We start from the raw sequence: 12,593 nt of genomic DNA on the forward strand, positions 1-12,593 counted from the left end.
CCATGGCGACCGCAGCCGGCCCCGGGCCGTACATTCTCGCCATCGACAATGGCACGCAAAGCGTGCGCGCGCTGCTGTTCGACCGCGATGGCAATCTGGCGGCGAAGGCGCAAGTGTTCCTCGAAGCGTATTACTCGGAGCACCCCGGCTGGGCCGAGCATGACGCCAACGGCTACTGGCACGCCGTGTGCGCAGCGTGCCAGCAGCTGTGGCGCGGCACGGACATAGCCAAATCGTCGGTAGCCGGCGTGGCCGTGACGACGCAGCGCGGCACGGTCGTCAACGTGGATGAAGGGGGGCAGCCCTTGCGGCCTGCCATCACCTGGCTGGACCAGCGCAGCACGCGCGATATCCCCCAGTTGGCGCCATGGTGGCGCGCCGCCTTCCGCGCCACGCGCCTCGATGGCACGATTAACTACTTCCGCCGTGAGGCCGAGATCAACTGGATCAGCGCGCACCAGCCCGACATCTGGCGCCGCACGCACAAATTCCTGCTGCTGTCGGGCTTTCTGAACCACCGCCTCTGCGGAAAATACATCGATTCGACGGGCTCGCAAGTGGCGTACATCCCGTTCGACTACAAGCGCCATGCGTGGGCCGGGCGCTTCGACTGGAAGTGGCAGGCGCTGGCGATTCAAGCCTCCATGCTGCCCGAGCTGGTGACGCCGGGCACGCGCATGGGCGCCATCACGGCATCGGCCGCCGCGGCGACGGGCATCCTGGAAGGCACGCCCTTGCTGGCGGCGGCCGCCGACAAGGCCTGCGAAGTGCTGGGTGCCGGCTGCGTCGAACCGCACGTAGCCTGTCTGAGTTACGGCACCACGGCCACCATCAATACGACCAACCGCAAGTACGTGGAAGTGACGCGCTTCATTCCGCCGTATCCGGCCGCCATGCCGGGCGCCTACAGCACGGAAGTGCAGATTTTCCGCGGCTACTGGATGGTCAACTGGTTCAAGGAGCAGTTCGGCGACCGCGAACGGGCGGCGGCGGCCGAAGATGGCACGGGCTTGTCCGCCGAAGCGCTGTTCGACCGCCTGGTCGACGCCGTGCCGCCCGGCTCCATGGGGCTGATGCTGCAGCCGTACTGGAGTCCCGGCATCAAGGTGCCGGGGCCGGAAGCGAAGGGCGCCATGATCGGCTTTGGCGACGTGCATACGCGCGCGCATATCTACCGCGCCATCCTCGAAGGCCTCGCGTATGCGCTGCGTGAAGGCAAGGAGCGCATCGAGCGGCGCAGCGGCATTGCCATCACCGAGCTGCGCATCGCGGGCGGCGGCTCGCAAAGCGACGCCGCCATGCAGTTGACGGCCGACATCTTCGGCTTGCCGGCCGCGCGCGCCCACGTGTATGAAAGTTCGGGCCTGGGCGCGGCCATCGCCGCCGGCGTGGGCCTGGGCTGGCATGGGGATTTCCCCGCCGCCGTGCTGGCGATGACGCGCAAGGGCAAGGTATTCCAGCCCCATCCCGAGCACCGCAAGATCTACGAGCAGCTGTACCGGCGCGTGTACCAGAAGATGTATGCGCGGCTGCAACCCCTGTACCGCGAGATCGCTGACATCACCGGCTATCCGGAATAGCTGGCCATTAAATCGTATTGCGAATCATTCGCATCCAGTATATGATGTGTTCCGCATTTCACTAAGGCAACTTATCCCGGTGACTGCAGTGCGCCGCCGGCCATGCGCCGGCGGCGTGTCCGCGCGGGCAGAGTTCCGCCGCAACGCTTCCTTCAACGCCGCCGCTTGATCGTGCACCGCTGTCCTCTGCCCCTGCATTTTTTCATTCCACAAGCATCGAGCAGCAAGCAAACCCAGGCAAGGATAGCGATGAAGAGCAGCAGCAAACAACGATTGACCCCGCTGGCCGCCGCGCTGGCGCTGGCATTGGGCGGCGCGCACGGCCACGCGTGGGCGGCGGCGATGGCCGACAAGACCGAGAAGGCCGACGCCGTGCAGATGCCCGCCATCAGCGTGTTCGGCGACGCCATCAGCGCCGGCACGGCTGGACGCTCGTACATCAACAGCGCCGACATCGAACGCCAGCAGGCCGACAATGTCGCGTCCCTGCTCGATACCTTGCCCGGCGTGGACCTGGCCGGCACGGCCCGTCCCAGCGGCCAGAGCCTCAATATCTGGGGCTTCAATAAAGTGCAGGACGTGAAAGTCATCCTTGATGGCGTGCCCAAGGGCTTCGAGAAATACCGCCAGGGTTCCATCTTCATCGAGCCGGAACTGATCAAGCAGATCGAAGTGAACAAGGGCGCGCATACGAGCTTGTATGGCAATGGCGGTTTCGGCGGCGTCATCACGGTCGAGACCAAGGATGCGCAGGACTTGCTGGAAGACGGCGAGAAAGCGGGCGCCATGCTGAAGTACTCGCGTCACTCGAACAATGGGGAAAACGACGCCACCGTGGCCGTTTACGGCCGCACGGAAGACGGCCGTTTCGATGCGATGGCCTTTACCACGCAGCGCAAGTCCGACGACTTGCGCAAACCCGATGGCAAGCCCTTCCGCTTTTCCGCCATCGACGCGCCATCGAGCCTGGCCAAGCTGAATATCCGGCTGACGCCGGAGCAGCTCTTGACCCTGACGGCGATGAAGAGCGGCAGTTCGGGCTGGGGCCCGTTCGCCGCCATGGGCGAGGACGTGCCAACGCCGACCGAGGCGGAAATCAAAAAATACGGACTGGAAGAAGCTTGGCAGCGCAAGGCCGTGTACCGCGACCAGGATGACGATACCTATTCCGTGAAGTGGCAGTACGCGCCGCAGAACAACCGATGGATCAAGCTGACGGCCAGCGCCGGCTATTCGCACACGGACCAGCATGACAAGCGTTTGCCCTCCGCGTCGCTCGGTTCCTACCTGGGGTCACTGGGCAATGAAAGCTGGGCTTCGTATGTGGACCGCATCGCCGAGGTGCGCAACGAAAGCCTGTTTAGCACGGGCGCCGTGTCGCACGTGCTGCTGACGGGACTGCAATGGCACAAGAACGTGCGCGACACCTTGATGTACTACCCGTCGTCGACGGCGTTGAAGGACCCCAGCTACAACTATGGCTACTTCCAGCCCTACTACATGCCGGCCGGGCGCCAGGAAACCACGGGCCTGTATCTGCAGGATGCGATGACGTATGGCGACGTGACGGTGACGGCGGCCCTGCGCCACGACAGAGTCGTTTCCGAGGGCGTGCCGAACAAGGCATCGCGCTACAACAGCACGCTGGCGGCGGCTGGCCACGACTTCAGCGAAAAGGCGCACGAAGACTGGTCGCCGCGCCTGGGCCTGTTCTGGAAGGCGTCCAGCCAGCTGGCGTTGTTCGGCGACTTGAGCCGCACCTGGCGCGCGCCAACGATCGACGAGATGTATTCGAATGAATACTATGTATCGGCCAGACAGGGTTCATCGACGCCGGGTACCAGCCGCGACCTGGCCGTCGAGCGCGTGACGGCCGTGCGCACAGGCGTCATGCTGCACCGGCAGAACGTGTTCATGGAACGCGACGACGTGCAGCTGCGCCTGACGGCGTACCAGAACCGCGTCAGCGACAATATCGGCCCGCGCCTTGGCATCCTGATCGAAGGCTATGTGCCGGGATCGGGCAAGGTGCCGCCGGCCCTGTCGTCCTATCGCAACCTGGCCGGTTTCCGCACGCAGGGCGTGGAGGTCGAGTCTTACTACAATTCGCCGCGCCTGTTTGCCAGCGCTTCGCTGTCGAAGCAGCGCGGCACGCGCACCGGTTCCCAGCGCGACCCGTGGGGCCAGGACGAACCTGTGTCGACCATCGCGCCCGATAAATTGATGGCGGGCCTGGGCTGGCGCATGCCCGACCTGGGCGCCAGCATCGGCTGGCAGGGCCGCTTCGTGGCGAAGCAGGAGCGCGTCTTGCCGGTGGGGAATGTGTACCGCCTGCCGCCATCGAAAGGCTATGCGTTGCATACTCTGTTCGCGTCGTGGAATGGCAAGCAGGGCGCGTGGCGCGGCACGGAAGTGCGGCTGACGGTTGATAATGTCTTCAACCGCAATTACATGCCCTATTTGAGCGAAGCCGTTACCGGCGTGGGGAGGAATGCGAAATTGAGCGTGTCGCGTAAGTTTTGATCAGTTTTAAGGATGGCGGGCCGGAGACGCGGGCCTGAGAAAATGCCGATGGCGGCGTTGCAGCTTCCTTGCCGTACTTTCGTACTGTCTGCGTCGCTGCGCCTTGCCCTCGACATTTTTCAGGCTCGCTTGGCCCGGAGTGCCTTTTTTTGTGACTTGGGCCTACTCTTTGTTCGCTGCATGTTCAGTTAGATTTCAAACGTCAACGTAACACCAACGCCTTGACCGTTTCCCAGGCCGTGCTGCCCGAGTGCGTGGCGCGGACCTGGTTGCGGCCCGCTTCCTTGGCCACGTACAGGGCGCGGTCGGCGGCGACGAACAGGGCTTCGCGGTCGTCCAGCTGGTGCGGGCGGATGGTGGCCACGCCGATGCTGACGGTGATCCATGGGGAAGTGCTTGAGCGCGGGTGCGGCAGTTGCAGCGCTTCGATGCCGGCGCGGATGGCTTCGGCCAGGTGCAGGGCGCTGTCGGCGTCCGTGTCGGCGAACAGCAAGACGAATTCCTCGCCGCCGTAGCGGGCCGCCAGGTCGCCGGGGCGGCTGGCGTGGGCGGCGATCGCTTGCGCCACCTGCTGCAGGCAGATGTCGCCGGCCGGGTGGCCCAGGCTGTCGTTGTACAGCTTGAAGTGGTCGACGTCGAGCACCACCAGCGACAGGGCACCGCCGCCGCGCACGGCGCGCTGCCACTCTTTTTCCAGGAAACTGTCGAAATGCCGGCGGTTGGCGATCTGCGTCAGCGGGTCGAGATAGGCGGCGCGCTGCAGCGCGTCTTCCGACTGCTTGTGGTGCGTGATGTCGTGCAGCAGGCCGATATACAGGGGCTGGCGCAGATACATGGGCGTGAGGGTCAGGTCCATGCTCAACGCCGCGCCGTTGCGGTGGCGGATCGCCACTTCGCGCGTGCCGTGGTTGTGCGCTTTTTCCGGATTGGCCGCGTGCATGGCGAAGTAATCGAGGTATTCCTGCGTTACGAGGGGGCTGAGCAGCTCGCCGATGAAGCGCCCGGCCAGTTCGTTTTCGCGGTAGCCCAGGTACTGGTCGCAGGCCGGGTTGGTGTACTGGATGCGGCCATCGGCCTCGATGATCAGCAAGCCCTCGGCCATGTTGTTGACGATGGTACGCAGGCGCTCGGCCTGCTCCTGCTGGGTTTCATTGTTGCTGCGGATTTTCAGCTGGGCGCGCACGCGCGCGCACACTTCGGCCATGCGCAGCGGCTTGCTGATGTAGTCGACGGCGCCGCAGTCGAGACCGGCCACCACATCTTCCGTTTCCGTCTTGGCGCTCATGAAGATGACGGGGATGCGCTGCGTCAGCGGATGCTGCTTGAGGCGGCGGCACGTTTCGATGCCGTCCATGTCCGGCATCAGCACGTCGAGCAGGATCAGGTCGGGCTGGGCGCGTTGGGCGATCGCCAGCGCCCGCTCGCCGGACGTGGCGACATAGGTTTGATAACCCTGTTCGCTCATCAGCTTGCGCAGCAGCTCAAGGTTGGCCGGCGCATCGTCGACAATCAAAATGGCGGCTTCATGCCGCTGGGAATGCTCCACACTGCCTGGACTCATTGCTTCCGGCCTTCTCGATGTACTCTGCGCTGCCTGCGTTTGCTGCATATTCGGTGATGCTGACCGGGTTCAAATCTGATACAGCGGTCAAATCATACCGCCTCGCCATTTTTTTGGGTGAAAAAATCGATGTTGCACGAGCAATGAAAATATTATTTTTATGATATTTTTAAAAATAAATACACGCAATTACTATCATGAAAGCGGTTTTTAGGCGGAAAAGACGCGTGCCCCTGGTGCGGGGCAGCGGGGGGCACGCCCCGCGTCAGGCGGGGCGTGGAGAGTGCAATTACATTTTTGCGGCGATCAGTTTGCCCAGGATGGCGATGCCCTCGCGGATGCGTTCCGGCGGCACCGTCACGAACGACAGGCGCAGGGTGTGCGTGTCCGGCGTGTTCGCGTAAAACGGCGCGCCCGGCACGAAGGCGACCTTGTTGGCGATGGCTTCATCGAGCAGTTTCATTGCATCGATGTGTTTCGGCAGGGTGACCCAGATGAACATGCCGCCTTCCGGCTTCGTCCACGTGACGCCGGCCGGGAAGTGTTCTTCCAGCGCCGACAGCATGGCCTGGCACTGGTTGCCATACAGGCTGCGGATGCTGGGAATATGCCGGTCCAGGAATCCATCCTTGATCACTTCATGCACGACCATCTGCGTCAGCTGCGACGTGTGCAGGTCGGCCGCCTGCTTGGCCAGTTCCAGACGGCGCACGAGCGGCATCGGCGCCACCACGTAGCCGAGGCGGATGCCGGGCGTGAGCACCTTCGAGAACGAGCCCATGTAGATGACGCCGTCCGGGTTCATGTTGATCATCTTCGGATACGGCTCGCCGCTGTAGCTGAGGGCGCCGTACGGATCATCCTCGATCAGCGGCAGGCCGTGGCGGGCGCAGGTTTCCACCAGTTCCACGCGGCGCGCCACGGACAGGCTGCGGCCCGTCGGGTTCTGGAAGTTCGGCAGCGCATACAACAGGCGCGCGCCATCGGCGACGGGGTTGATCGACGCCGGCACCAGGCCTTCGTCATCGGTATCGACGGAAACGAATTCGGGACGGTAGATGGAAAACGCCTGCAGGGCGCCCAGGTAGCTGGGGGTTTCCACCAGGACCTTGCTGCCTTCGTCGATCAGGACCTTGCCCAGCAAGTCCAGCGCCTGCTGCGAGCCGGACGTCATCAGCACTTGCTCGGGCAGGATGGTGCTGCCATTACTGGAGAGCGAGTCGGCGATCCACTGGCGCAGCGGCAGGTAGCCGTCGGTGGGGCCGTATTGCAGGGCCACCTTGCCATTGTTCGACAGGACCTTGTCGAAGGCGGTCTTCATTTCTTCCACAGGGAAGGTGGCGGGCGAGGGCAGGCCGCCGGCAAACGAGATGATCTCGGGACGCTGCGTGATCTTCAGGATTTCGCGGATGAACGAGCTTTGCAGCTGTTCCGCGCGTTCGGCAAAGCGCCATTGGATCGGATTCGGATTTTCAATTTTCATACGAGTCTCACGGAAGATGCCGAGCTGCGCCGGCTGGATTTGTTGGCCCGCTTGTGGCGGTGCGTTCGCAAGCGGCGCCGGATAGGCGTCGCCATGGTGCTGCGGTATTGTACGGCTTGCACGCCGCTGTGCCCATCCGCACGCGCAACGGCGTTGCAAATGGGCGTCAAGGAACCTCACTTCAGCTTGCGTCCGATGGCCACCACGGCGATCACGGCGCCGGCAAACAGCAGGCTTTCGCCCGTCAATGGCTCGTGCAACAGCACGGCCGCGCCCACCAGGGTCAGGAAGGGCTGCAGCAGCTGCGTCTGTCCCACGCGCGCCACGCCCCCCAGCGCCATGCCCCGGTACCAGAAAAAGAAGGCGATAAACATGGAAAACACGGAGATGTAGGCAAAACCCAGCCAGGCCGCGCCGCTGGCCTGCGCCATCAGCGCGCGCTGTGGCCACGCGTTCCACAGGACCACGGGCAAGACAAAAGGCACGGCCAGCAGCAGCGCCCAGCAAATCACATGCTGGCCCGGCATGGCTTGCGCCAGGCGTCCACCTTCCGCATAGCCGAGTGCGGCCAGCAGCACGGCGGCAAAGATCAGCCAGTCGGCCAGGTGGAAGCTGCCGCCGCCCTGGCGCAATGCGAACGCCACCACCAGCGCCGTGCCGAGCAGGGCCATCAGCCAGAATCCCGGGGAAGGGCGTTCCTTGCCGCGCAGTACGGCAAATACGGCGGTGGCCAGCGGCAAAATGCCCACCAGCACGGCGCCGTGCGAGGCGGGCAGGCTGCGCATGGCGACCGACGTCAGCCACGGGAAACCCACCACGCAGCCCAGCGACACCAGGGCCAGCGGCAGCCATTGTTCGCGGCGCGGCAGCGGCGCGCTCTGCTGCCACAGCCACAGGCCGGCCAGGCAGGCGGCAACCAAGGCGCGGCCCAGGGCGACAAAGGTGGGATCGAGTTCGGCCACGGCCAGCCGCGTAAAGGGCAGGGTCAGGCTGAAGAGGGCGACGGCGATCAAGCCCAGCAGCAGGCCTTTGCGGTCGGCGCTGAGGCGCAGGGAGTGGCTGGGGGAAGGTGTGGCGTGCGATGGCATGGCTGTCCTGGTGCGGGTGGTGTGGAATAAAGGCGGGCAGATGTGGATGAATGCGCCCGGTACTGCTATCCTAGAGCGCAATAGCAATACAGTACAAATACACTTTCACGCATAACTCCACATACTGTAATGGTCATATGAGCAATACACTCGCCTCTCCGTCCCTGCCATTGTTGTCGCGCGCCTCGGGCGAAACCCTGATCGACCAGATCGCGCGCTCGCTGGCGGCGCGCATCGATGACAAGCTGCTGCGCGGCGGCGCCCGCATGCCGTCGATCCGCCAGTGCGCGGCCAGCCTGGACGTGTCGTGCGCCACGGTGGTGGCCAGCTACGACAAGCTGGTGGCGCGCGGCTACCTGGAATCGCGGCGCGGCGCGGGCTTTTTCGTGCGCGAGCGCTCGCCATTGAACACGCCGGCGCCACCCGCTGGCGCGCAGGAAGCAGTGGCGCAGCCAATGGACGTCGTGTGGCTGATCCGTAACATGTTCCGCCAGACGCCGGCCATTCCCGCGCCCGGCATCGGCATGCTGCCCGCCGAGTGGCTCGATGGCGACCTCGTGGCGCGCGCCTTGCGCGACGTCAGCCGCCAGCCCGGCAGTTTGCTGCTGGGCTATGGCATGCCGCAGGGTTTCTTGCCGCTGCGCCAGCAATTGCAGCTGAAGCTGGCGGGGCTGGAAATCGCCTGCCCGCCCGAGCAGATCGTCACCACGGTGGGCGTGATGCAGGCGCTGGACCTCGTGGCGCGCGAGTTTGCCCGCCCTGGCGACACCATCTTCGTCGACGATCCTGCGTACTGGCTGATGTTCGGCGCCTTTGCCGCCATGGGCGTGAATGTCATCGGCATCCCGCGCCTTGGCGACGGTCCCGATATCGCCGTGCTGGCCGAGCTGGCGGCCCTGCACCGTCCGAAGCTGTACGTGATCAACTCGGTGCTGCACAATCCCAGCTCGACGTCGCTGTCGGCGGCGAAGGCGTTCCAGGTGCTGCGCCTGGCAGAACAGCACGATTTCCTCATCGTCGAAGATGACATTTATTGCGACATGCACCCGGGTGGCGCGGTGCAGCCGGCCACGCGTCTGGCCGCGCTGGACCAGCTGCGCCGCGTGATTTATCTGGGCGGCTTTTCCAAGAGCATGGCGGCGAACCTGCGCGTGGGCTTCATCGCCACATCAAATGAGCGGGCGCAGCGCCTGGCCGACCGCAAGATGCTGGCGACCCTGACCACCAGCGACATCGGCGAGCGCGTCGTGTATAAAATCCTCTCGCAGGGGCTGTACCGCAAGCATGCGGAGCGCCTGCGCGCGCGGCTCGACAAGGTGCGCGAGGGCACGTACCGCAAGGTCGAACAGGCGGGCTTGCGCTTCGATCCCGCGCCGGCCGGCATGTTCGTATGGGCCGATGCGGGCTGCGACGCGAATGTATTGGCCGAAAAGGCGCTGGCCGAGGGGCTGGTGCTGGCGCCGGGCAGCCTGTTCTCGCCGCGCCAGCTGCCGTCGACCCGCATGCGCCTGAACCTGGCCACGGTGCAGGACGAGCGGGTGTGGGCGTTTTTCGCCCGCGCGCTGGGCTAACACAGCACATTTTCCGGGTGCTCTTGAAATCGCTAGTACCATCCCCAACTCCGTAGAATCCGTCCCATCCACAAGACTATGAGGTAAAAATGGCTGTCTCCGAAAAGCAAACCCTGGGTTTTCAGACCGAAGTGAAGCAAATGCTGCACCTGATGATCCATTCCCTGTACTCGAACAAGGAAATCTTCCTGCGTGAATTGATCTCGAACGCGTCCGACGCGGCCGACAAATTGCGCTTTGAAGCGATCGATAACGACGCCCTGTATGGCAACGATCACGAATTGAAGATCAAGGTCAGCTTCGACAAGGATGCGCGCACCATCACCATTTCCGACAACGGCATCGGCATGACCCGTGACGAGGCGATCTCGCACCTGGGCACCATCGCCAAGTCGGGCACCAAGGAATTCTTCGGCAAGCTGTCGGGCGACCAGCAGCAGGATGCGGCTCTGATCGGCCAGTTCGGCGTGGGCTTCTATTCGGGCTTTATCGTCGCCGACAAGATCACCGTCGAAACGCGCCGCGCCGGCGCGGACGCCTCCGAAGGCGTGCGCTGGGAATCGGCCGGCGAAGGCGATTACAGCATCGAGACCATCGAAAAAACGGGCCGTGGCACGGACATCATCCTGCACCTGCGCGAAGGCGAGGACGAACTGCTGTCGAGCTGGAAGATCAAGTCCATCATCCGCAAGTACTCGGACCATATCTCGCTGCCGATCGTGATGCAGAAAGAAGAGTGGGACGACGAGAAAAAAGAAACCGTCCTGAAAGACGAATTCGAAACCGTCAACCAGGCCAGCGCCCTGTGGGCCCGCAACAAGGCCGACATCACGCCGGAACAGTACGACGAATTCTACAAGCACGTGTCGCACGATTTCCAGTCGCCGCTCACGCACACGCATAACCGCGTGGAAGGCCGCAGCGAATACACGCAGCTGCTGTATATCCCGGCCAAGGCGCCGTTCGACATGTGGGACCGCAACAAGCGCGGCGGCATTAAGCTGTACGTCAAGCGCGTCTTCATCATGGACGATGCCGAGCAGCTGATGCCGACCTACCTGCGCTTCGTGCGCGGGGTGATCGACTCGGCCGACCTGCCGCTGAACGTGTCGCGTGAAATCCTGCAGGAGTCGCGCGACGTCAAGGTCATCCGCGAAGGCTCGACCAAGCGCGTGCTGGGCATGCTGGAAGAACTGGCGAACGCGGACGAGCAGGACAAGAAGGACAAATACGCCGTCTTCTGGAAAGAATTCGGCCAGGTGCTGAAAGAAGGCATCGGCGAAGACGCGGCCAACAAGGAACGCCTGGCCAAGTTGCTGCGCTTTGCGTCGACCGCCAACGACAGCGACGAGCAAATCACGTCGTTCGCCGACTACGTGGCCCGCATGAAGGAAGGCCAGGACAAGATCTATTACGTCACGGCCGACAATTACGCCGCAGCGAAAAACAGCCCGCACCTGGAAATCTTCCGCAAGAAGGGCGTCGAAGTGCTGCTGCTGACGGACCGTGTCGATGAATGGATGCTGTCGTTTATCCAGGACTTCGAAGGCAAGGAACTGGTCTCCGTCGCCAAGGGTGGCCTGGACCTGGGCGCGCTGGAAGACGAAGCGGAAAAGAAAGAGCACGAAGAAACGGAAACCTCGTACGCCGACCTGGTTGGCAAGATGAAGACCGTGCTGGCCGACAAGGCCAAGGACGTGCGCGTCACGTTCCGCCTGACCGATTCGCCAGCCTGCCTGGTGGCCGATGAAAACGAATTGTCGGGCAACCTGCTGCGCATGTTGAAGGCTGCAGGCCAGAACGCGCCGGAATCGAAGCCGATTTTGGAAATCAACCCGAACCACCCGCTGGTGACGCGTCTGAAATATGAAGATGCGGAAGGCGGCAAGTTCGGCGACTGGGCCAACATCCTGTTCGACCAGGCCATGCTGGCCGAAGGCGGCTCGCTGGCCGACCCGGCCAGTTTCGTCAAGCGCCTCAACGAATTGCTGCTCAATTCGGCGAAGTAATTCCTTTGCCGTGGTACGTAGGTCGGATTAGCGCAAGTGTAATCCGACACGGCGGCTGATGCATCCAGGCCGGTCCTTTCCTCGCGAAAGGGCCGGCTTTTTTCATGCGCATGCCTCAAGCCCTGGCTGCGGCGACTTCAGGCATAATTGCCCCTTGTTGAATTTAATCCGTCAATGGCCGGCATGGCCGTTGGTGCAGGAGCCTGTCATGTCAGTGAGTACCCGCGACGCCCTTTTGAAAAGCGCAGAGATCCACCTGCGTTCAAAAGGCTACGCCGCTTTCAGTTATGCCGATTTGTCGGAAGAAATCGGCATACGCAAGGCCAGTATCCACCACCATTTCCCCACCAAGGAAAACCTCGGCGTGGCCTTGATCACGCAATATATCGACGTGTTTACGGAAAAGCTGCAGGCGATCGATGCGGCGCATGCCGATCCGGTCGAACGCCTGCGCGAGTTCGGCGGACTGTTCCTGGCCAGCGCCAACGATCATTTGCTGCCGCTGTGCGGCGCGCTCGCGGCCGAAATGGCGGCGCTGCCCGAATCGCTGCAGGCCCTGGGTAGGCAACTGATGGCGCAGCAGCTGGACTGGATGGAAAGCAATCTCGTGCAGGCGGCGCAGCTGCACGGCTGGACCTTGCAGAAGCCGCCGCGTGACTATGCCTTCATGCTGCTCAGCGCATTGGAGGGCGCCAGTTTTATCGGCTGGGCCCTGGGGCCTTCGACCGATCCGCTGGCCGCTTTCCATTACATGCTCGACAACCTGGCCTAGCGGCGG

8 protein-coding genes are annotated in these 12,593 nt (G+C 63.3%); 5 read left to right on the top strand and 3 right to left on the bottom strand.

Annotated elements, in window-relative coordinates; translation table 11 throughout:
• Positions 1–2: 2 nt before the first annotated feature.
• Positions 3–1,580, top strand: a complete 1,578-nt coding sequence (locus AC4BCN_RS10615) for an FGGY-family carbohydrate kinase (RefSeq protein ID WP_490493253.1) — start codon at positions 3–5, stop codon at positions 1,578–1,580.
• Between the two features lie 249 nt (positions 1,581–1,829).
• Positions 1,830–4,103 (top strand): TonB-dependent hemoglobin/transferrin/lactoferrin family receptor, encoded by a 2,274-nt coding sequence (locus AC4BCN_RS10620; RefSeq protein WP_490493254.1) that lies wholly within the window; start codon positions 1,830–1,832, stop codon positions 4,101–4,103.
• A gap of 202 nt (positions 4,104–4,305) precedes the next feature.
• Here AC4BCN_RS10620 and AC4BCN_RS10625 read toward each other — a convergent pair whose 3' ends face one another.
• The 3 genes from AC4BCN_RS10625 to AC4BCN_RS10635 form a co-directional block, all read right to left on the bottom strand.
• Positions 4,306–5,664 (bottom strand): diguanylate cyclase domain-containing protein, encoded by a 1,359-nt coding sequence (locus AC4BCN_RS10625; protein ID WP_490493255.1) that lies wholly within the window; start codon positions 5,662–5,664, stop codon positions 4,306–4,308.
• Between the two features lie 289 nt (positions 5,665–5,953).
• Positions 5,954–7,147 carry an aminotransferase-like domain-containing protein gene (locus AC4BCN_RS10630; protein ID WP_490493256.1) on the bottom strand — a complete coding sequence of 398 codons (1,194 nt, stop codon included), beginning with the start codon at positions 7,145–7,147 and terminating at the stop codon, positions 5,954–5,956.
• 176 nt (positions 7,148–7,323) lie between these two features.
• Positions 7,324–8,235, bottom strand: a complete 912-nt coding sequence (locus tag AC4BCN_RS10635) for a DMT family transporter (protein ID WP_490493257.1) — start codon at positions 8,233–8,235, stop codon at positions 7,324–7,326.
• Positions 8,236–8,372: 137 nt separating this feature from the next.
• Here AC4BCN_RS10635 and AC4BCN_RS10640 point away from each other — a divergent pair, with 137 nt between their 5' ends.
• From AC4BCN_RS10640 to AC4BCN_RS10650, 3 genes are all read left to right on the top strand, one after another.
• The gene (locus AC4BCN_RS10640; protein WP_490493258.1) at positions 8,373–9,806 is read left to right on the top strand and encodes an aminotransferase-like domain-containing protein; all 1,434 of its coding nucleotides are present in this window, start codon (positions 8,373–8,375) and stop codon (positions 9,804–9,806) included.
• Positions 9,807–9,895: 89 nt separating this feature from the next.
• A complete protein-coding gene (htpG, locus tag AC4BCN_RS10645) occupies positions 9,896–11,815 on the top strand; it encodes a molecular chaperone HtpG (RefSeq protein WP_490493259.1) in 1,920 nt (639 codons plus the stop codon).
• A gap of 208 nt (positions 11,816–12,023) precedes the next feature.
• The gene (locus AC4BCN_RS10650) at positions 12,024–12,587 is read left to right on the top strand and encodes a TetR/AcrR family transcriptional regulator (protein WP_456149132.1); all 564 of its coding nucleotides are present in this window, start codon (positions 12,024–12,026) and stop codon (positions 12,585–12,587) included.
• Positions 12,588–12,593 lie beyond the last annotated feature (6 nt).

The sequence above is a fragment of the Janthinobacterium sp. Bl 1 genome, assembly GCF_058215535.1.

What these genes read in the sequence shown, in the direction of transcription:
- AC4BCN_RS10620 (WP_490493254.1), top strand. Translation starts at nt 1,830, where the DNA reads ATGAAGAGCAGCAGCAAACAACGATTGACCCCGCTGGCCGCCGCGCTG.
- AC4BCN_RS10625 (WP_490493255.1), bottom strand. Translation starts at nt 5,664, where the DNA reads ATGAGTCCAGGCAGTGTGGAGCATTCCCAGCGGCATGAAGCCGCCATT.
- AC4BCN_RS10635 (WP_490493257.1), bottom strand. Translation starts at nt 8,235, where the DNA reads ATGCCATCGCACGCCACACCTTCCCCCAGCCACTCCCTGCGCCTCAGC.
- AC4BCN_RS10650 (WP_456149132.1), top strand. Translation starts at nt 12,024, where the DNA reads ATGTCAGTGAGTACCCGCGACGCCCTTTTGAAAAGCGCAGAGATCCAC.
- htpG (WP_490493259.1), top strand. Translation starts at nt 9,896, where the DNA reads ATGGCTGTCTCCGAAAAGCAAACCCTGGGTTTTCAGACCGAAGTGAAG.
- AC4BCN_RS10615 (WP_490493253.1), top strand. Translation starts at nt 3, where the DNA reads ATGGCGACCGCAGCCGGCCCCGGGCCGTACATTCTCGCCATCGACAAT.
- AC4BCN_RS10630 (WP_490493256.1), bottom strand. Translation starts at nt 7,147, where the DNA reads ATGAAAATTGAAAATCCGAATCCGATCCAATGGCGCTTTGCCGAACGC.
- AC4BCN_RS10640 (WP_490493258.1), top strand. Translation starts at nt 8,373, where the DNA reads ATGAGCAATACACTCGCCTCTCCGTCCCTGCCATTGTTGTCGCGCGCC.